Source organism: Streptomyces canarius (genome assembly GCF_014650735.1).
Classification (GTDB): Bacteria; Actinomycetota; Actinomycetes; order Streptomycetales; family Streptomycetaceae; genus Streptomyces; species Streptomyces olivaceoviridis.
Genome location: NZ_BMVN01000002.1, coordinates 83,996 through 103,584, shown reverse-complemented (window position 1 = coordinate 103,584; position 19,589 = coordinate 83,996). Strand labels below are relative to the sequence as shown.

General features: G+C 71.7%; 19 protein-coding genes and 1 riboswitch. Of the genes, 15 read left to right on the top strand and 4 right to left on the bottom strand.

From position 1 onward, the window contains the following. Positions 1 to 76 precede the first annotated feature (76 nt). The 5 genes from IE294_RS02895 (at position 77) to IE294_RS02875 (ending at position 6,709) form a co-directional block, all read left to right on the top strand. Positions 77 to 1,519, top strand: coding sequence for a GuaB1 family IMP dehydrogenase-related protein (locus IE294_RS02895; RefSeq protein ID WP_189881973.1), 1,443 nt, complete (start codon positions 77 to 79; stop codon positions 1,517 to 1,519). A gap of 371 nt (positions 1,520 to 1,890) precedes the next feature. Beyond that, on the top strand, positions 1,891 to 3,378 hold the full coding sequence (locus tag IE294_RS02890) for an amino acid permease (protein ID WP_189881971.1): 1,488 nt from the start codon (positions 1,891 to 1,893) through the stop codon (positions 3,376 to 3,378). 27 nt (positions 3,379 to 3,405) lie between these two features. Next, positions 3,406 to 3,858 carry an Lrp/AsnC family transcriptional regulator gene (locus IE294_RS02885; protein ID WP_014671501.1) on the top strand — a complete coding sequence of 151 codons (453 nt, stop codon included), beginning with the start codon at positions 3,406 to 3,408 and terminating at the stop codon, positions 3,856 to 3,858. Between the two features lie 302 nt (positions 3,859 to 4,160). After that, positions 4,161 to 4,949 carry a carbon-nitrogen hydrolase family protein gene (locus IE294_RS02880; RefSeq protein ID WP_189881970.1) on the top strand — a complete coding sequence of 263 codons (789 nt, stop codon included), beginning with the start codon at positions 4,161 to 4,163 and terminating at the stop codon, positions 4,947 to 4,949. 47 nt (positions 4,950 to 4,996) lie between these two features. Continuing rightward, complete coding sequence (locus IE294_RS02875) at positions 4,997 to 6,709, top strand: flavin monoamine oxidase family protein (RefSeq protein WP_189881968.1); 1,713 nt, start codon at positions 4,997 to 4,999, stop codon at positions 6,707 to 6,709. A 75-nt stretch (positions 6,710 to 6,784) separates the two neighbouring features. Here IE294_RS02875 and IE294_RS02870 read toward each other — a convergent pair whose 3' ends face one another. Together IE294_RS02870 and IE294_RS02865 are read right to left on the bottom strand one after the other, a co-directional pair. Beyond that, on the bottom strand, positions 6,785 to 7,471 hold the full coding sequence (locus tag IE294_RS02870) for a DUF5995 family protein (protein WP_189881966.1): 687 nt from the start codon (positions 7,469 to 7,471) through the stop codon (positions 6,785 to 6,787). A gap of 76 nt (positions 7,472 to 7,547) precedes the next feature. Further along, positions 7,548 to 8,951, bottom strand: a complete 1,404-nt coding sequence (locus IE294_RS02865; RefSeq protein WP_189881964.1) for a uracil-xanthine permease family protein — start codon at positions 8,949 to 8,951, stop codon at positions 7,548 to 7,550. 150 nt (positions 8,952 to 9,101) lie between these two features. On the opposite strand from IE294_RS02865, the gene IE294_RS02860 reads away from it, so the two are divergent. Both IE294_RS02860 and IE294_RS02855 read left to right on the top strand, forming a co-directional pair. Further along, positions 9,102 to 10,370, top strand: coding sequence for an alginate lyase family protein (locus tag IE294_RS02860; protein WP_189881962.1), 1,269 nt, complete (start codon positions 9,102 to 9,104; stop codon positions 10,368 to 10,370). Positions 10,371 to 10,478: 108 nt separating this feature from the next. Then, on the top strand, positions 10,479 to 10,937 hold the full coding sequence (locus IE294_RS02855) for an acyl-CoA thioesterase (RefSeq protein WP_189881960.1): 459 nt from the start codon (positions 10,479 to 10,481) through the stop codon (positions 10,935 to 10,937). Here IE294_RS02855 and IE294_RS02850 read toward each other — a convergent pair. Then, complete coding sequence (locus IE294_RS02850) at positions 10,897 to 12,108, bottom strand: MFS transporter (protein ID WP_189881958.1); 1,212 nt, start codon at positions 12,106 to 12,108, stop codon at positions 10,897 to 10,899. The two genes, IE294_RS02855 and IE294_RS02850, sit on opposite strands and share 41 nt — an antisense overlap. A gap of 140 nt (positions 12,109 to 12,248) precedes the next feature. Here IE294_RS02850 and IE294_RS02845 point away from each other — a divergent pair, with 140 nt between their 5' ends. Continuing rightward, a complete protein-coding gene (locus tag IE294_RS02845; protein ID WP_189881956.1) occupies positions 12,249 to 13,850 on the top strand; it encodes an ROK family transcriptional regulator in 1,602 nt (533 codons plus the stop codon). A gap of 45 nt (positions 13,851 to 13,895) precedes the next feature. Here IE294_RS02845 and IE294_RS02840 read toward each other — a convergent pair whose 3' ends face one another. Beyond that, complete coding sequence (locus tag IE294_RS02840) at positions 13,896 to 14,270, bottom strand: hypothetical protein (RefSeq protein WP_189881955.1); 375 nt, start codon at positions 14,268 to 14,270, stop codon at positions 13,896 to 13,898. 259 nt (positions 14,271 to 14,529) lie between these two features. Continuing rightward, positions 14,530 to 14,660, top strand: a riboswitch (FMN riboswitch). Between the two features lie 163 nt (positions 14,661 to 14,823). On the opposite strand from IE294_RS02840, the gene IE294_RS02835 reads away from it, so the two are divergent. The 7 genes from IE294_RS02835 to IE294_RS02805 are packed head-to-tail and all read left to right on the top strand — an operon-like array spanning position 14,824 to position 19,584. Next, on the top strand, positions 14,824 to 15,429 hold the full coding sequence (locus IE294_RS02835; protein WP_189881953.1) for a riboflavin synthase: 606 nt from the start codon (positions 14,824 to 14,826) through the stop codon (positions 15,427 to 15,429). Continuing rightward, entirely contained in the window at positions 15,426 to 16,067 is a 642-nt protein-coding gene (locus IE294_RS02830; RefSeq protein WP_189881951.1) for a nicotinamide mononucleotide transporter family protein, read from the top strand. Before IE294_RS02835 ends, IE294_RS02830 begins: the two co-directional genes overlap by 4 nt. Next, complete coding sequence (locus tag IE294_RS02825) at positions 16,064 to 17,377, top strand: bifunctional 3,4-dihydroxy-2-butanone-4-phosphate synthase/GTP cyclohydrolase II (RefSeq protein ID WP_189881949.1); 1,314 nt, start codon at positions 16,064 to 16,066, stop codon at positions 17,375 to 17,377. The genes IE294_RS02830 and IE294_RS02825 overlap by 4 nt, the downstream gene beginning before the upstream one ends. A gap of 23 nt (positions 17,378 to 17,400) precedes the next feature. Then, entirely contained in the window at positions 17,401 to 17,886 is a 486-nt protein-coding gene (ribH, locus tag IE294_RS02820) for a 6,7-dimethyl-8-ribityllumazine synthase (protein WP_189881946.1), read from the top strand. A gap of 34 nt (positions 17,887 to 17,920) precedes the next feature. Further along, positions 17,921 to 18,193, top strand: coding sequence for a phosphoribosyl-ATP diphosphatase (locus IE294_RS02815; protein ID WP_023552153.1), 273 nt, complete (start codon positions 17,921 to 17,923; stop codon positions 18,191 to 18,193). 55 nt (positions 18,194 to 18,248) lie between these two features. Next, positions 18,249 to 19,097, top strand: a complete 849-nt coding sequence (gene hisG, locus IE294_RS02810; protein WP_014671486.1) for an ATP phosphoribosyltransferase — start codon at positions 18,249 to 18,251, stop codon at positions 19,095 to 19,097. A gap of 16 nt (positions 19,098 to 19,113) precedes the next feature. After that, positions 19,114 to 19,584 (top strand): PH domain-containing protein, encoded by a 471-nt coding sequence (locus tag IE294_RS02805; protein WP_189881944.1) that lies wholly within the window; start codon positions 19,114 to 19,116, stop codon positions 19,582 to 19,584. The last annotated feature ends 5 nt before the right edge of the window (positions 19,585 to 19,589 follow it).

The following is a 19,589-nucleotide window of genomic DNA, read 5'->3' as shown; positions in this document are numbered from 1 at the left end:
GACAATGAAGTACGTGCTCTTTCCCCCTGGCACACCTGTCAGGGGGTCGCCTCTGATCGACTGGGATGTGCAGCACGTGCGTTTCCTCAATGACATCCAGCCCGCGTACGACCTGACGTACGACGACGTGTTCATGGTGCCGAGCCGTTCCGCGGTCGGCTCGCGTCAGGGCGTGGACCTCGCCTCGCCGGACGGCACGGGCACCACCATCCCGCTCGTCGTCGCCAACATGACCGCCATCGCCGGCCGCCGCATGGCCGAGACGGTGGCCCGCCGGGGCGGCCTGGTGGTCATCCCGCAGGACATCCCGATCGACGTCGTCACCGACGTGGTCTCCTGGGTGAAGAGCCGCCACCTGGTGCTCGACACCCCGATCGTGCTGGCCCCGCACCAGACCGTCGCCGACGCCCTGGCGCTGCTGCCCAAGCGGGCGCACAACGCCGGCGTGGTCGTGGACGAGAACCAGCGGCCCGTCGGCGTCGTCACCGACGCCGACCTGTCCGGTGTCGACCGCTTCACCCAGCTCGAAGTCGTCATGTCCAAGGACCTGCTCCTGCTGGACGCCGACATCGACCCGCGCGAGGCCTTCAACACCCTCGACCAGCACAACCGCCGCTACGCACCGGCCGTCGACAAGGACGGCAAGCTCGCCGGCATCCTCACCCGCAAGGGCGCGCTGCGCGCCACGCTGTACACGCCGGCCGTGGACGCGAACGGCAGGCTGCGGATCGCCGCCGCCGTCGGCATCAACGGCGACGTCGCGGGCAAGGCCAAGCAGCTGCTCGACGCGGGCGTGGACACGCTCGTCATCGACACCGCGCACGGCCACCAGGAGTCGATGATCAACGCCATCAAGGTGGTGCGCGCGCTCGACCCGCGGGTGCCGATCGCCGCGGGCAACATCGTCTCCGCCGAGGGCGTCAAGGACCTGATCGACGCGGGCGCGGACATCATCAAGGTCGGTGTCGGGCCGGGCGCCATGTGCACCACCCGCATGATGACCGGCGTGGGCCGGCCGCAGTTCTCCGCCGTCCTGGAGTGCGCCGCCGAGGCCAGGAAGTACGGCAAGCACGTGTGGGCCGACGGCGGTGTCCGCCACCCGCGTGACGTCGCCATGGCGCTCGCCGCCGGCGCGTCCAACGTGATGGTCGGCTCCTGGTTCGCGGGCACCTACGAGTCGCCCGGTGACCTCCAGCACGACGCGAGCGGTCGCGCCTACAAGGAGTCGTTCGGCATGGCCTCCGCGCGTGCGGTGGCCAACCGCACGTCGGAGGAGTCGGCGTACGACCGCGCCCGCAAGGCGCTGTTCGAGGAGGGCATCTCCACCTCCCGCATGTTCCTCGACCCGGCCCGCCCGGGCGTCGAGGACCTGATCGACGCGATCATCGCGGGCGTCCGCTCCTCCTGCACCTACGCCGGTGCCGGCTCCCTGGAGGAGTTCGCCGAGAAGGCCATCGTCGGCATCCAGAGCGCGGCCGGCTACGCCGAGGGCAAGCCGCTGCACGCCAGCTGGAACTGACCCCCGCTCCGCGCCGACGGCCCCCGTCGATCCCGTGCCCGGGAACGACGGGGGCCGTCGGCGTGTCCGGCGCCGAGAGGGAAGCCGGTCGGGAAACGGGACCCCCCGGACGCGTGCGCAAAGGTCGACAGGTCACGCGCAACGATTTGTCATTCCGTTCCGATGAACGCAATGATCATGCGGGGATACGCAAGGTTGCTGCATTACGCCCGTGAAGGCCCGCCTCATAGGGTGCTGCGCTAGTACGTGGCGTGGCGGGGACCCCGCTCGGCGGGTTCCTGCCCTCGCAGGCTCCGCCGGTTCCCGCCCACGAGGGCCGGCACTCCTGCCGGCCCGCCCCGCAACCACCGGCAGCGATAAGGAGCCAGCGCGTGCTCGACCAAGGCGCACCCCCGCACCACCAGACATCGGCGGCCCCCGCGTCCCCGGGCGTCGCCGCGCGCCTCATGCGTCGCAAGCCCGTGGAACACCTGGTCGCGGAGGGCGGCCACGGTGAGGGAGGGCAGCTCAGGCGCTCCCTCGGGCTGTGGCAGCTGACCATGATCAGCATCGGTGCCACCCTCGGCACCGGCATCTTCGTCGTCCTCGGCGACGCCGTGCCCAAGGCCGGCCCCGCGGTCACCCTCGCCTTCGTCATCGCCGGTCTCACGGCGCTGTTCTCGGCCCTGTCGTACGCCGAACTGGCCGGCAGCATCCCGGTCGCCGGCTCCTCCTACTCGTATGCGTACGCAACGATGGGCGAACTGGTCGCCTGGGTCTGCGGCTGGTGTCTCGTGCTGGAGTACGGCGTCTCGGTGGCCGCGGTCGCCGTCGGCTGGGGCGAGTACCTCAACGAGCTGCTGGACGGCACCCTCGGCGTCACCATCCCGGCCGCCCTGTCCTCGGCGCCGGGCGAGGGCGGCGTCATCAACCTGCCGGCGCTGATCGTCGTCCTGCTGGCGATGGTGCTCCTGCTCGGCGGCGCGCGGGAGTCCGCCCGCGCCAACACGATCATGGTCTGTGTGAAGATCGCCGCGCTGGTGCTGTTCTGCGCGATCGGCGTCACGGGCTTCAAGTCGGGCAACTACGCCGACTTCATGCCGCTCGGCATCACCGGGGTCAGCGCCGCCGGTGCCACGCTGTTCTTCTCCTACATCGGCTTCGACGCCGCCTCCACCGCCGGTGAGGAGGCGAAGGACCCCAAGCGGGACCTGCCGCGGGCGATCATGCTGTCGCTGATCATCGTGACCGCGCTGTACGTGCTCGTCGCGGCCGTCGCCGTCGGAGCCTGGAACTGGAAGAAGTTCGACGGTTCCGAGGCCGCCCTCGCCGGGATCATGAACGACGTCAGCGGTCAGACCTTCTGGGGCACGCTGCTCGCGCTCGGCGCGGTCATCTCCATCGCGAGCGTGGTGCTCACCGTGCTCTACGGCCAGACCCGCATCCTCTTCGCGATGGCCCGCGACGGCCTGGTGCCGAAGGCGCTCGGCAGGATCCACCCGAAGACCGGCGCGCCCCGCCTCAACACGGTGATCGTGTCCCTCTTCTGCGGGGCGCTCGCCGCCCTCATCCCGCTGGGCAAGCTCGTCGACGCCACCAGCATCGGCACGCTGTTCGCCTTCGGTCTGGTCAACATCGCGGTGATCGTGCTGCGGGTCAGGCGCCCGGAGCTGGAGCGCGCCTTCAGGGTGCCGTTCGGTCCGGTCCTGCCGGTGCTGGGCTTCCTGTTCTGCGCGTACAACATGTTCAGCCTCGACACCGTCACCTGGGTGGTCTTCGGATGCTGGATGGCCGCCGGGCTCGTGTTCTACTTCCTGTACGGCTACCGCCGTTCCCGTCTCGCGGCCGATGACGCTCTCGCGGCGACGGCAGAGAAGTGACCGGACCGAAGAAGTGAACGACCCCCAGTGCTGAACGATCTCGACGAACGCATCGTGCACGCCCTCGCCGAGGACGCCCGCCGCTCCTACGCGGACATCGGGCAGATGGTCGGCCTGTCCGCGCCCGCGGTGAAGCGGCGCGTGGACCGGCTGCGGGCCACCGGAGCCATCACCGGATTCACCGTGCGGGTGGATCCGGCGGCGCTCGGCTGGGAGACCGAGGGGTTCATCGAGATCTACTGCCGGCGGAACACCTCGCCGGAGACGATCCAGCGGGGGCTGGAGCGGTACCAGGAGGTCGTGGCCGCGTCCACCGTCACCGGGGACGCGGACGCCGTCGCGCAGGTCTTCGCGTCCGACATGCGCCACTTCGAGCGGGTGCTGGAGCGGATCGCCGGGGAGCCGTTCGTGGAGCGGACCAAGTCGGTGCTGGTGCTGTCGCCGCTGCTGCGCCGCTTCTCCTCCGGGGCGCCGGGATAGGAGCGGACCACGGCTCGGGGCGCCTTGTCGTCACCGGGTACGGATCAGCGCCCCGAAGGGGCGCGGGGAACCGCGCGAGCACCCCGGACCACCCGTACCCGGCCGTCGACAAGGCGCCCCGAGCCCTTTTCCGTGCTCCTCCCGTCACCCTTACCGGCCCCGCGCAACGAATCGCCGCCCAGCCGCCCCTCGGCGCAACGAACCGCGCACCGGCGCGCAACGGCTCCTTCTTGTCCGGCCGAGCGCGCCGAACGTACCTTCTTCCTGGCCCCCCAAACCCCCCGTTCCGGTGAGGATCACGCATGCGCACCGCCCTGCTCCAGAGCTCCGGCCGTCCCGGCTCGATCACCGAGAACCTCAAGGTCCTCGACGAGGCCGCGGGCCGGGCCGCCGCCGCGGGCGCCGGACTGCTGGCCGCACCGGAGATGTTCCTCACCGGGTACGCGATCGGCGACGGCATCGCCCGCCTCGCCGAGCCCGCCGACGGCGACTCCGCCGACGCGATCGCCGAGATCGCCACCCGGCACGGACTCGCCCTCGCCTACGGCTACCCCGAGCGCGACGGCGACGCCGTCTTCAACTCCGCCCAGCTGATCTCCGCCGACGGCACCCGGCTCGCGAACTACCGCAAGACCCACCTCTTCGGCTGCTTCGAGCGCGACCACTTCACACCGGGCGAGCAGCAGGTCGTCCAGGCCGAGCTGAACGGCCTCACCGTGGGCCTGCTGATCTGCTACGACGTCGAGTTCCCGGAGAACGTCCGCGCCCACGCCCTGGCCGGCACCGACCTCCTGGTCGTGCCGACCGCGCAGATGCACCCCTTCCAGTTCGTCGCCGAGTCGATGATCCCGGTGCGCGCCTTCGAGAACCAGATGTACGTCGCCTACGTCAACCGGGTCGGCCAGGAAGGCGAGTTCGAGTTCGTCGGCCTCTCCGTCCTCGCCGGTCCCGACGGCGTCGCCCGCACCCGCGCCGGCCGTGCCGAGCAGCTGGTGCTCGCCGACGCCGACCCCGCCTTCCTGGCCGCCTCCCGCGAGCACAACCCGTACCTGAAGGACCGCCGCCCCGGTCTGTACGGGTCCCTCGTCTGAACACCCGAGCCTTCCCCCGAACCACCCGTGCAAGGAGTCCGTACCCCATGACGTCCACGGTGCCCAACGCCGTCGAGCACACCGACGAGCAGCAGCCGCCGATCACCATGTTCGGCCCGGACTTCCCCTACGCCTACGACGACTTCCTCGCCCACCCGGCGGGCCTCGGCCAGGTCCCGGCGACCGAGCACGGCACCGAGGTCGCGATCATCGGCGGCGGTCTGTCCGGCATCGTGGCCGCGTACGAGCTGATGAAGATGGGTCTCAAGCCCGTCGTCTACGAGGCCGACCAGATCGGCGGCCGGCTCCGCACGGTCGGTTTCGAGGGCTGCGACGACTCGCTGACCGCCGAGATGGGCGCGATGCGCTTCCCGCCGTCCTCCACCGCGCTCCAGCACTACATCGACCTGGTCGGCCTGGAGACCAGGCCCTTCCCGAACCCCCTGGCCGAGGCGACCCCGTCCACCGTGGTCGACCTCAAGGGCGAGTCGCACTACGCCGAGACGATCGACGACCTGCCCCAGGTGTACCGGGACGTCGCCGACGCCTGGAACAAGTGCCTGGAGGAGGGCGCCGACTTCTCCGACATGAACCGCGCCATGCGCGAGCGGGACGTCCCGCGCATCCGCGAGATCTGGGCGAAGCTCGTCGAGAAGCTGGACAACCAGACCTTCTACGGCTTCCTCTGCGACTCCGAGGCCTTCAAGTCCTTCCGGCACCGCGAGATCTTCGGCCAGGTCGGCTTCGGCACCGGCGGCTGGGACACCGACTTCCCGAACTCCATCCTGGAGATCCTCCGCGTCGTCTACACCGAGGCCGACGACCACCACCGCGGCATCGTCGGCGGCTCCCAGCAGCTGCCGCTGCGGCTGTGGGAGCGCGAGCCGGAGAAGATCGTCCACTGGCCGTACGGGACGTCCCTGAAGTCGCTGCACGTGGACGGGGAACCCCGCCCGGCCGTGACCCGGCTGCACCGCACCGCGGGCAACCGGATCACCGTGACCGACGCGCACGGCGACATCCGCACCTACAAGGCGGCGATCTTCACCGCCCAGTCCTGGATGCTGCTGTCCAAGATCGCCTGCGACGACTCGCTGTTCCCGATCGACCACTGGACCGCGATCGAGCGCACCCACTACATGGAGTCCAGCAAGCTCTTCGTGCCCGTGGACCGGCCGTTCTGGCTGGACAAGGCCGTCGACGACGAGGGGAATCCGACGGGCCGGGACGTCATGTCGATGACGCTCACCGACCGCATGACCCGCGGCACCTACCTGCTGGACGACGGCCCGGACAAGCCCGCCGTCATCTGCCTGTCGTACACCTGGTGCGACGACAGCCTGAAGTGGCTGCCGCTGTCCGCGAACGAGCGGATGGAGGTCATGCTGAAGTCGCTCGGCGAGATCTACCCGAAGGTCGACATCAGGAAGCACATCATCGGCAACCCGGTGACCGTCTCCTGGGAGAACGAGCCCTACTTCATGGGCGCGTTCAAGGCCAACCTGCCCGGCCACTACCGCTACCAGCGGCGCCTGTTCACGCACTTCGTGCAGGACCGGCTGCCCGAGGACAAGCGGGGCATCTTCCTCGCCGGCGACGACATCTCCTGGACGGCCGGCTGGGCCGAGGGTGCCGTGCAGACCGCGCTGAACGCGGTCTGGGGCGTCATGCACCACTTCGGCGGCGCGACCGACGCGGCGAACCCCGGCCCGGGTGACGTCTACGACGAGATCGCGCCGGTGGAGCTTCCCGAGGACTGACCCGGGAGACGGACCAGGGCGCGGGCGGCCGGCCACGGACTTCGGCCCCCGCGCCTTTTCCCATGCGCCGGGATCTCAGTCGGCCAGCGGTGTCAGCAGCATCCGGCCGGCGAACCCCACCACCGCGTCCAGCCGTTCGGTGAACTCCTCGGCCACGTCGGCGCAGTGCCGCAGCGCCCACAGGGCCCGGGCCGCCGCCCAGGTCGCGTCCCGGGCCCGCTCCAGGCTCCAGGAGCCCAGCAGATGGGTGAGCGGGTCGGCGATCTGGAACAGGTCGGGGCCCGGCATCAGATCCTCGCGGATGCGCTCCTCCAGCGACACCAGGAGGTCGCCCACGCGGTCGAACTCGTCCTCCAGGTCGGCCGGTTCACAGCCGAGCGTGTGGCAGGCGTCGACCACGGCCAGGGCCAGGTCGTGCCCGATGTGCGCGTTGATGCCCGCCAGCGCGAACTGGAGCGGTCGTACGCCGGGATGGCGGCGGAACTGGAACAGGGGCCGCCAGCAGGCGGGCGGGCGGCGGTCCGCGGTGGCTGCGTCCACCGCCGCGAGATAGCGCTCGGCGAACCGCACGTCCAGCGCGGTCGCCGCGCGCGGGTCCGGGAACTCGCCGGCGTCCAGGCGCCGGTCGACCTCCTCGGTGACGGCGAGGTAGACCCGGTTGAACACGGCGACGCCGTCCCCTGGGGGCAGGGCCGCGTCCAGCGCGCGCATCCGTGCGACGACGGCGTCGACGGGGGCGGTGAGGTGTTCCAACTGCACCATGGGGGAAGGGTCCCAGCCCGGGGCCGGCCGGCGTGCCGACCGGCCCGGTGCTTCGCCGGAACGGGGGAACGCCGGACTACGACTCGGCGCGCGGGGCGGCCGGGTCGGCGCCGGTGTCGTAGGAGGACGTGCCCTCGTCCAGCAGCGGTTCCTGCTTCTTCAGATGGGCCGGGGCGAAGGCGCGCAGCGCGTGGTAGCCGGTGATGACGACCAGCGTGCCGAGGGCGATGCCGCTGAGCGAGAAGGTGTCGGTGAACTTCATGGTGACGTTGCCGACGCCGATGATGATGCCCGCGGCGGCCGGCACCAGGTTCAGCGGGTTGCGCAGGTCCACCTTGGCGTTCAGCCAGATCTGGGCGCCGAGCAGGCCGATCATGCCGTAGAGGATGACGGTGATGCCGCCGAGGACCCCGCCGGGGATCGCGGCGACGACCGCGCCGAACTTGGGGCAGACGCCGAAGAGCAGCGCGAAGCCGGCGGCGGCCCAGTAGGCGGCGGTGGAGTAGACGCGGGTCGCGGCCATCACGCCGATGTTCTCGGAGTAGGTGGTGTTGGGCGGGCCGCCGACGGCCGTCGACAGCACGGAGGCGACGCCGTCCGCCGAGATCGCCGTACCGAGCTTGTCGTCCAGCGGGTCGCCGGTCATCTCGCCGACCGCCTTGACGTGGCCCGCGTTCTCGGCGACCAGCGCGATGACGACCGGCAGCGCGACCAGGATCGCCGACCACTGGAAGGTCGGGCCGTGGAAGGACGGCAGGCCGATCCAGTCGGCCTTGGAGACGCCGGAGAGGTCCAGGCGCCAGTGGTCGGTGAGCTTGCCGCTCGCGTCCACCGAGTGGATCTTGCCGAAGATCCGGTCGGACGCCCAGGAGAGGCCGTACCCGAACACCAGGCCCAGGAAGATCGCGACGCGGGACCAGAAACCGCGCAGACAGACGACCGCCAGGCCGGTGAAGAGCATCACCAGCAGGGCGGTCCACTGGTCCTGAGGCCAGTAGGTGGACGCGGTCACCGGGGCCAGGTTGAAGCCGATCAGCATGACGACCGCGCCGGTGACGATCGGCGGCATGGCGGCGTGGATGATCCGCGCCCCGAAGCGCTGCACCGCGAGGCCGACCAGGAACAGCACGGCACCGACGACGAGGACCGCGCCGGTCACGGTCGCGCTCGTACCGCCCTGGGCGCGGATGACGGCGGCCACGCCCACGAAGGACAGGGAGCAGCCGAGGTAGCTCGGCACCCGGCCGCGGGTGGCGAGCAGGAAGATCACGGTCGCCACGCCCGACATCATGATCGCCAGGTTGGGGTCCAGGCCCATGAGCACGGGGGCCACGAACGAGGCGCCGAACATCGCGACCACGTGCTGGGCGCCCAGGCCCACGGTGCGGGGCCAGGACAGCCGTTCGTCGGGGCGTACCACCGCTCCGGGCGCGGGCGTGCGCCCGTCACCGTGCAGCTTCCAGCGCACGCCGAGATCCATAAGGGGTTTCGCTTTCTCTGTACGTGAAGAGGTTCCGAACCATTGTCAGGGGTACCTGGCGGCTCTACGCTCGCACGGTCCTCCTCATGAACTGCGTTCACATACCTGATCAAATGTCTGATCGGGTCGAGCGAAGATCGGAGTGCCCGAATGAGTGGAAGACCCCGTGCCGCCGCGCTCCTCACCGCCGTGGTGGCCCTCGGAGCCCTGCTCGTCCCCTCCGCCCACGCCGCACCGGCCCCGTCCAAGGCGGCTCCGCGGACCGCGGTCCTCGACGGCGTCCGCCTCCGGCAGACCCGGGCCCGCCTGCCCCACGACCCCCGGCTCCGGCACGCCCTCGCGGACCTGACCACCCGCGCCGACACCTGGCTGGACCAGGGCCCCTGGACGGTCGTCGACAAGCCGAAGCCCGCCCCGGGCGGCGACGTCCACGACTACCTGAGCCAGGCCCCCTACTGGTGGCCCACGACCGCCCCCACCGCCGACAACCCCTGGGGCTGCCCGTACGTCCAGCGCGACGGCCGGCGCAACCCGGAGGTCGACAGCGGAACCGACCGGCAGGACGTGGAGAAGGTCTTCGACGCGACGTACGACCTCTCGCTCGCCTGGTACTACACCGGCAGGCGCGGCTACGCCGAGAAGGCCGGGCAGATCCTGCGCACCTGGTTCCTCGACCCGGCCACCCGGATGAACCCCAACCTGGACCACGCCCAGTTCATCCCGTGCAAGTACGACGGCCGGGCCATCGGCGTCATCGACTTCTCGCAGTCCTACACCAGCGTCCTGGACGCACAGGCGATCCTCGCCACCGGGGCACCCGGCTGGACGGCCGCCGACCGCACCGCGATGACCCGGTGGAACGAGGACTTCCGCGACTGGCTGACGAACAGCGACTTCGGCCGGCAGGAGGGCGCCGCCGCCAACAACCACGGCACCTTCTACGACATGCAGCTCGCCGCCCTCGCCTACGCCACCGGCGACACCGCGCTCGCCCGGCGGACCGTGCTGGACGCGCGCGCGAAGCGGATCGACCCGCAGATCGCGGCCGACGGCAGCCAGCCCCAGGAGCTCACCCGGACCCGGAGCTGGCACTACTCGACCTTCGACCTGGTCGCCTACACCCGGCTCGCGGCCATCGGCCGGCACGTCGGGGTGAACCTGTGGGACTACGCGGGGCCGGACGGGCAGAGCCTGTCCAAGGCGGTCGACTACCTGCTGCCCGCCGCGACCGGTGCCGCCGCCTGGCCGCACCCGGAGCTGGAGTTCCACCGCTACGCGGCGGCCGACGTGGTGCACGCGGCGGCCGACGCCGGTGACCCGTCGGCCAAGGCGGCCGTGCCGAAGCTGGAGGCGCCGCCCGGGGGAGACCTCTGGGCGCTGCGACCCGCCGCCGAGCAGCTGGACTCGATAGCGGGTTGACCCCCTCGCCGGCCCGGGGGCTTCCGGGCCGGGCTCCTGAGCGCTCGCTTAGTATGGTGGCGTACGGGGGTGTCGCCACCCCGACAGCGCTGCTCAGGAGCCCTTCCCGTGACCGCCGAAGCCCCGACCGCCCCCGCCGTCTCCTACGGCCGGCTGGTCCCCGTCACCGTCCACTTCGACGACCTCGACGCCCTCGGGCTGCTGCACAACGCCCGCTACCCGCTGATGGTCGAGCGCGCCTGGACCGAGTTGTGGAGCGAGCACGGCGTCCGCTTCGACGGCGACTGGGCGGCGGCCGGCGATGCCTGCAACGCAGTCCGCGAGCTGCGCATCGGCTACGAGGCACCGGTCACCCGCCCCGGCACCTACGCCGTCCACCTCTGGCTGGAACGGCTCGGCACCACCGGCCTCACCTACGGCTTCCGGTTCTGCTCGGCCGACGGGACCGAGACCTACGCCCGGGGCAGTCGCGTGCTGGTCCGGCTGGACGCGGCGACCCTGCGCCCCGCGCCCTGGAGCGAGACCTTCAGGGCCGTGGGTCGGGAACTGCTGCGGCCCGCCGGCTGACCTCGCCGCCGCCGCGCTCGGCGGTGCGCAGCACGCCCGCGAACACCGCGAGCCCGCACGCCAGGGCCGTCACCACCACGAAGGACACCATCAGGCTGGTCGCCTGGGCCACCCCGCCGATCAGGCTCGGCGCGATCAGCCCCGAGGTGTAGGTGATCGTTGCCACGCCCGCGATGGCCTGGCTGGGGTTCGGGCCCGCGTGCCCGGCCGCCGCGAAGCACAGCGGTACGACCACCGCGATGCCGAGCCCCATCAGCGCGAACCCGGCCATCGCCACCACCGGGTGCCCGGCGAGCACGACCAGCAGGCCGCCCAACCCGGCCAGGACACCGCCGGACCGCACCGTGCGGACCGCGCCGAAACGGTTCACCACTGCGTCCCCGGCGATCCGCGCCACCGCCATGGTCAGCATGAACCCGGTCGTGGAGGCCGCCGCCAGCCCGGCCGAACTGTCCAGCCGGTCCCGCAGGAACACCGCCGACCAGTCCAGGCTCGCGCCCTCCGCGAACACCGCGCAGAAACCGACCGCGCCGATCAGCAGGGCGGAGCGCGGCGGCAGCGCGAACCGCGGGGGCGGCTCCTCGTCCTCGGCGGGCTGGAGGTCCAGCACCCAGGTGCAGGCCACCAGGCCGAGCAGGGTGAGGACGGCCGAGGCCAGGGCGAAGTGCACGCGCGCGTCCGCGCCGAGGTGCGCGGCGAGGGTGCCGGCCGCCGAGCCGATCAGCGCGCCCGCGCTCCACATGCCGTGCAGACCCGACATGATCGACTTCCGTAGCCGGCGCTCGACCTCCACCCCGAGCGCGTTCATCGCGACATCGGCCATGCCCGCGCTCGCGCCGTAGACGAACATCGCCAGGCACAAGGTGACCAGGTTCGGCGCGATCGACGGCAGGATCAGGGAGAGCGTCCACAGCGCGAGCAGCCCGCGCAGGGCCGTACGGCTGCCGAAACGATGGGTGATCCCGCCCGCGAGCGGCATCGCGCACGAGGCGCCCAGCGCCGTGAAGGCCAGCGCGAACCCCAACTGGCCCGCGCCGAGCGAGGTGTGGTCCTGGACCCACGGCACACGTGTCGCGAACGAGCCGGTCACGGCGCCGTGCACGGCGAAGACGGCCGCCACGGCGTACCGGGCGCGCCTGACCTCGTCGCCCGCACGCGTCACGTCACTCATGATCCTGTCCCCTCCCCGGGAGTGCCCGGCCCCGCAGGCGCCGCTCCACTGCGACGCGCCGTAAACTATCAGGAACCCTGCCTGATAGATAGCGCATACCAGGCCTGGTCCCACCCCGGCGATCTGGGAGGATTCCCGTCATGCCCGCATCACCCAGCACCGCCCGGGCCCTCAACGACCGGCTGGCCCTGCGGCTGTTGCAGCAGGAAGGCCCGCTCACGGCAGGGCAGTTGAAGCAGCTGACGGGACTGTCCCGGCCCACGGTCGCCGACCTGGTCGACCGGCTCACGGCCTCCGGCCTGATCACGGTGGTCGGCGAGTCCGGCGAACAGCGCCGGGGCCCCAACGCCCGGCTCTACGGTATCGTCGCCGACCGCGCCCACCTCGCCGCGCTCGACGTCCGCACCGAGGGCGTCTTCGTCCTCGTCTCCGACCTGCTCGGCCGGGTGCTCGCCGAGGCGTCCGTGCCGATCGGCCCGGACGCGGGGACCGGGCCCGCGGTGGAGCAGGCGGTGGCGGCGGTGGAGAGCGCCGCCAAGGAGGCCGGCGCAGACCGGCTGCACACCGTCGGCATCGGCGCGCCCGGCCTGATCGACCCGGCCACCGGAGACCTCCGCGACTCGGTCGGGCTGCCCGCCTGGCACCGCAGCCTGGTCGTCACCCTCCAGGACCGGCTGCCCGGCGCACGGGTCACCGTCGAGAACGAGACCAACCTGGCCGCCCTGGCCGAGCAGCGCGAGGGCGCCGCGCGCGACCGGGACACCTTCGTCCTGCTCTGGCTCGGCCACGGCGTCGGCGCCGCGGTCGTCCTGGACGGCACCCTGCGCCGCGGGGCCTCCGGCGGCACCGGCGAAATCGGCTTCCTGCCGGTCCCGGGAACGGCCACGCTGCCCTCGGCCACCGACTGCGTAGGCGGCTTCCACTCCCTCACCGGCGCGGCGGCGGTCACCTCCCTGGCGACCGAGTGCGGCCTTTCGACCCCGGCCGCACCGGACGGCCCCGGGGCGGCGGAGGCGGTGCGGGGCGCGGTGGCGGAGGTGGAGAAGGCGGGGGAGGGGGTGCCGGTGGCGGTGCCGGTGCCCGTGACGGGGGAGAGGGGGCCGGTGCCGGTGGCACGGCCGGGTGGGGTGGATGCGCGGCCGGGTGCGGGGGACGGGAAGCGGCCCGGGGGGACGGACGTGCAGGCGGGCGCGGAGCCGGATGCCGTGACCGCGTCCGCCTCGGGGGAGGCGGGGCCTGGGGCGGGGTGTTCGGGCGTCGAGCCGGACGGCGGCTTCGCGTCCGCTCCGAGGGAGGCGGGACCTGCGGCGCGGGCGTCCGGCGCCGATCCGGGCCGCGTTTCCGCGTCGGAGTCGGAGTCGGTGTCGGAGTCGGCGGGACCTGTCGGATGCGGGGCGCCCCCACAGGCGGAGTTGGGCGGCGCGACCCCGGCGGCCCTGCCCGGCGACCTTCCCGCCGCCCGTTTCCTCCGTGTCCTCGCCGACCGGATCGCCGTCGGTGCCGCATCCGTGGTGGCCGTTCTGGACCCCGGCTGCGTGGTGCTCGGCGGGGAGGTCGGCCAGGCCGGGGGCGCGGTGCTCGCCGGGCTGGTGGAGGAGCGGCTGCGCCGGATGTCGCCGCTGGTCACCGAGGTGCGGGCGAGCAGCCTCGGCGGGACGGCCGTACTCCGCGGCGCGCTCCTCACCGCCCGGGACCGGGCCCAGGACGAACTGTTCGCGCCACCGGACCGCATGGGCGGCTGACACGCCACCGGAGCGGTCGACCGCCTGACCCCGCGCCCTGGGACATCAGGGCCGTACCGGCTCCCCCGAAGGCCGCCACGGCACCCATGGCAGTGCCTCCCGCCAGCCCGGTCGTTCGAACGCCCAGGCCTGTACCACCTCGGCCACGGGTTCGACGGCGAACACCTCGTGCTCGCGCGGGACCCGGGCCTGGAAGTGCCGCTCCGGGCCGCCCTCGCGGTACTCCACCTGGTAGCTCAGGTCGTCATTGAGGTACACCTGCATGTAGTGGTGCCCGGCAGGCTCCCGGTCCAGCCGCTCGACGATGACGAAGCGCCAGGTCAGGCTCATGTCCGCGAGCAGATCGTGGAGTTGGTCCGCGGAGGGGTCGTCCCACGCCGTCCCGTCCCACTCGATCGCGCGGATCACCGGTGCCGTCATGCGGGTGACTGTAGTCGGCGCGGTGGAGGCCCGGCGGCGGGCAAGGGCCGTCGTCACCGCCGCCGGGCCCGTCCGCACCCTAAAAGGACTAGACCAGTACGGTCAATGGTCCGGACCGGGGCCAATGCTCCTGCCGTACCGGCCAGTTGGCGCAGGTGGCTGCGGGACGCGAAGGCGGCGACACGTGCTGTGAGCGACCCCACACCCTTCACCCGCATGGACGCGCACCGGGCGTGGCACACTGGCCCTGTACCAGAAGCAGCGCACTCCGGGGTCGGTGAAAGTCCGAACCGGCGGTTACAGTCCGCGACCCGGTCGCTTCCAGCGGCCGGTTGACCAGGTGAAATTCCTGGACCGACGGTTAAAGTCCGGATGGGAGGCAGTGCGCGGCGGGCGGGCATGCGTTCTCCGTGTGCGCGCCGCCGTCTCCGGACGCGTCCGTGCGCGGGCGTGTTCCTTGTCGGCGACGCCCCCGGTGTGTGCTCATCCGTACCTTTCTGTCGTCATCGACAGCCCCGGAGTCCGTGCCCGAAGAGGCAGGAGGACCCGGGAAGTGTTCACCGGAATCGTCGAAGAACTGGGTGAGGTCACCGCCGTCGAGAACCTCGGCGACTCCTCGCGCTTCCGGCTCCGCGGCCCCGTCGTGACCGAGGGCGCACGCCATGGCGACTCCATCGCCGTGAACGGGGTCTGTCTCACGGTCGTCGAGCACGAGGGCGAGGAATTCACCGCCGACGTCATGGCCGAGACCCTGAAGCGCTCCAGCCTGGGCGCGCTCACCCTCGGCTCCCGCGTCAACCTGGAGCGCCCCACCGCCGTCGGCGCCCGCCTCGGCGGACACATCGTGCAGGGACACGTGGACGGCACCGGCGAGATCCTGGCCCGCACCCCCTCCGAGCACTGGGAGATCGTGAAGATCTCCCTCCCCGCGGACCTCTCCCGCTACGTCGTGGAGAAGGGCTCCATCACCGTCGACGGCATCAGCCTCACCGTCGTGGAGGCCGGCCACGACCACTTCACCGTCAGCCTCATCCCGACCACCCTCGCCCTCACCACGCTCGGCGTGAAGCAGCCCGGCGACCCGGTCAACCTCGAAGTGGACGTCATCGCCAAGTACGTGGAGCGGCTGCTCGCGGCCGGGCAGGGGGCCGGCAAGTGAACTGGCTGAACTCCGAGGCGTTCACCCTCTTCGGCCAGCACATCATCTGGTCCGACATGATCGGCAACATCCTGGGCCTCATCACCCTCGCCCTCGGCTGGCGCCGCTCCCTGTGGACCTGGCCCGTGCAGTTCCTGTCCGGCCTGGTCCTGTTCGCCGCCTTCTACGGCCACCTGACCGGCAGCGCCGGCAAGCAGGTCGTCGTCATGGCCGTCGCGCTGTACGGCTGGTGGCAGTGGCAGCGCACCAAGGACCGGTCCGACGACGGCCACATCGCCCCCCGCTTCGCCACCTGGCAGGAGCGCGCGGGCATGCTCGCCGCCGCAGCCGCCGGCACGGTCGCCGTCGCCCTGCTCTTCACGGCCTACCCGAAGCTCTCCTGGGACCCCTGGCCCGACGCCTACATCTTCGTCGGCACCGTCGTCGCGATGTACGCCCAGGCCAAGAGCATGGTCGAGTTCTGGATCGCCTGGCTGCTCGTCGACCTCGTCGGCGTCCCCCTCAACTTCGCCAACGGCTACGCCTTCTCCGGCTTCGTCTACGTCATCTACGGCGCACTCGTCCTGTGGGGCATGCGCGACTGGTGGCTGCGCTCCCGCCGGGGCCCGCGGCCCGCACTGGAAGGAGCCCCGGCATGACCTCGGCACCGCTGCCGTACGGCACCGACGACACCGAGAACTTCGCCCTCGACCCGGTCGAGCGGGCCATCGCCGACATCGCGGCGGGCCGCCCGGTGGTCGTCGTGGACGACGAGGACCGGGAGAACGAGGGCGACCTCGTCATCGCCGCCGAGAAGGCGACCCCCGAGATCGTCGCCTTCATGATGAGCGAGTGCCGGGGCCTGATCTGCGCCCCCATGGAGGGCGAGGAGCTGGACCGGCTCCAGCTGCCGCAGATGGTCCAGGACAACACCGAGTCGATGAAGACCGCGTTCACCGTCTCGGTGGACGCCTCCGCCGCCCATGGCGTGAGCACCGGCATCTCGGCCGCCGACCGCGCGACGACGCTCCAGCTGCTCGCGGGCGGCACGGCGGAGCCCACCGACTTCGTCCGCCCCGGCCACGTCTTCCCGCTGCGCGCCCGGTCCGGCGGCGTCCTGGTGCGCAACGGCCACACCGAGGCCGCCGTCGACCTCGCCCGGCTCGCGGGGCTCCGCCCGGCCGGCGCCATCGTGGAGATCGCCGGTGAGGACGGCCGGATGCTCCGGCTGCCCGAGCTGATCCCGTTCGCCCGCAAGCACGGCCTGACGATCATCTCCATCGAGGACCTGATCGCCTACCGCCGCGGCAGCGAGCCCACCGTCCGCCGCGAGGCCGCGACCCGCCTGCCCACCCGGCACGGCACCTTCACCGCCTACGGCTACCGGTCCACCGTCGACGGCGTCGAACACGTCGCCCTCGTCCACGGCGAGCTCGGCGACGGCGAGGACGTGCTGGTCCGCGTCCACTCCGAATGCCTCACCGGCGACGTCTTCGGCTCCCTGCGCTGCGACTGCGGCCCCCAGCTGGACACCGCCCTGGAACGCATCCAGGCCGAGGGCCGGGGCGTCGTCGTCTACCTGCGCGGACACGAGGGACGCGGCATCGGCCTGCTGTCCAAGCTGCGCGCCTACGAGCTCCAGGAGCAGGGCCACGACACCCTGGACGCCAACCTGGAACTCGGCCTGCCCGCCGACGCCCGCGACTACGGCGCCGGCGCGCAGATCCTCGCCGACCTCGGCGTACGGGGCGTCCGGCTGATGACCAACAACCCCGACAAGACCGAGGCGCTGCTGCGCCACGGCCTGAAGGTCACCGGCCGCGAGCCGATGCCCGTCCAGGCCGGCGAGCACAACCTCCGGTACCTGCGCACCAAGCGGGACCGGATGGGGCACGACCTGCCCTGGCTCGACACGCCCGCCGTGTCGGCTTCGGTGGCCGCGTCCGCGGCCACCTGCGGCAACCAGTAAGCACGAAAGCACTGAGGAGAGACGTGAGCGGCAAGGGTGCACCGGAACTGTCCGTACGCAATGTGAGCGACCTCCGGGTCGCCGTCGTCGCGGCGCAGTGGCACGAGCAGGTGATGGACGGTCTGGTGAACGGCGCCCTGCGCGCCCTGGGCGAACTGGGCATCGACGAGCCGACCCTGATCCGGGTCCCCGGCAGCTTCGAACTGCCGGTCGCCGCCAAGGTCCTCGCGGGCCGCGGCTACGACGCCGTGGTCGCCCTCGGCGTCGTCATCCGGGGCGGCACCCCCCACTTCGACTACGTGTGCCAGGGCGTCACCCAGGGCCTCACCCAGGTGTCCGTCGAGACCGGGGTGCCCGTCGGCTTCGGCGTGCTCACCTGCGACACCGAGGAGCAGGCCCTGGACCGGGCCGGCCTGGAGGGATCGAACGAGGACAAGGGCCACGAGGCGGTGACCGCCGCCGTCGCGACCGCGGCCACGCTCCGCTCGGTATCCGAACCCTGGCACTGAGGGGCCGGCCCGACCGCGTAGGGTGGGCAGCACCATGTCCAAGAAGACGTTCGAGGAGCTCTTCACCGAGCTCCAGCAGAAGGCCGCCCACGGCGATCCCGCCACCTCCCGTACCGCGGAGCTGGTCGGCAAGGGTGTCCATGCCATCGGCAAGAAGGTCGTCGAGGAGGCCGCCGAGGTCTGGATGGCCGCCGAGTACGAGGGCAAGGAGGCGGCGGCGGAGGAGATCTCGCAGCTGCTGTACCACGTCCAGGTGATGATGGTCGCCCGCGGGATCTCCCTGGACGACGTCTACGCCCACCTCTGACCCGCCCGCCGCACACAGCCGTAGAAACCCCCTTCACGCAAAGGAAGCCGACCTCATGCTGCGCATCGCCGTCCCCAACAAGGGTTCACTGTCCGGCCCTGCGGCGGAGATGCTGCATGAGGCCGGCTACCAGCAGCGCCGTGAGTCCAAGGAGCTGCGCATCGTCGACCCGGAGAACGAGGTCGAGTTCTTCTACCTCCGCCCCCGCGACATCGCGATCTACGTCTCCTCCGGCCGCCTCGACATCGGCATCACCGGCCGTGACCTGCTGATCGACTCGGGCGCCGACGCCGAGGAGATCCTGCCGCTCGGCTTCGCCCGCTCCACCTTCCGCTTCGCCGCCAAGCCCGGCACGGCGAGCGGCATCGAGGACCTCAAGGACAAGACGGTCGCCACCTCCTACGAGGGCATCGTCGACAAGCACCTCGCGGACCGCGGGATCGACGCCTCCGTCGTCCACCTGGACGGGGCCGTGGAGACCGCGATCGAGCTGGGCGTCGCCGAGGTCATCGCCGACGTCGTCGAGACCGGCACCAGCCTGCGCAACGCGGGCCTGGAGGTCTTCGGCGAGCCGATCATGAAGTCCGAGGCGATCGTCATCCGCCGCACCGGCGCCGACGCCGAGGAACCGAAGGTCCAGCAGTTCCTGCGCCGCCTCCAGGGCGTCCTGGTGGCCCGGACGTACGTGATGATGGACTACGACTGCCGGGTCGAGCAGCTGGAGAAGGCCGTCGCGCTCACCCCCGGCCTGGAGTCCCCGACCGTCTCGCCGCTGCACAACGAGGGCTGGGTCGCGGTCCGCGCCATGGTCCCCGCCAAGGAGGCCCAGCGGATCATGGACGACCTCTACGCCATCGGCGCCCGCGCCATCCTGACCACGGCCATCCACGCCTGCCGCCTGTAAGAGGTACGCCCGAGAGATGTCCGACCTGCCCCCACCTCCCCGCCTCCCCGTCACCTTCCGGCCGGGACACACCCGGGCGATCCTGCTCACCGCCGGGGTCGTGATCTTCCTGGTGATATCCGGTGTCGCGATGCTGCTGGAGCACCTCGGCCCGGGCTCGCGGCTCAGCTTCATCCTCACCGGGGCGCTGATCTTCTGGGTCCTGGCCCAGCTCGCCCGGGTGAAGGTGGTCGCCGACGAGTCCGGCGTCACCGTCGTCAACATCGCCGGCAAGCGCCGCCTGGCCTGGGCGGAGATCGTCCGGGTGAACCTCCGTCCGGGTGACCCGTGGGTGTTCCTGGACCTCAGCGACGGCACCAGCCTGCCCGCGCTCGGCATCCAGCCGGGCATCGCCAAGCAGCGGGCCATCGCCGACGCCAGGGCCCTGCGCGCGCTCGCCGAGGCCCGTACGGCGCCCTCCGCCCTGCCGCATGAGCCCAGATCTTGATTAAT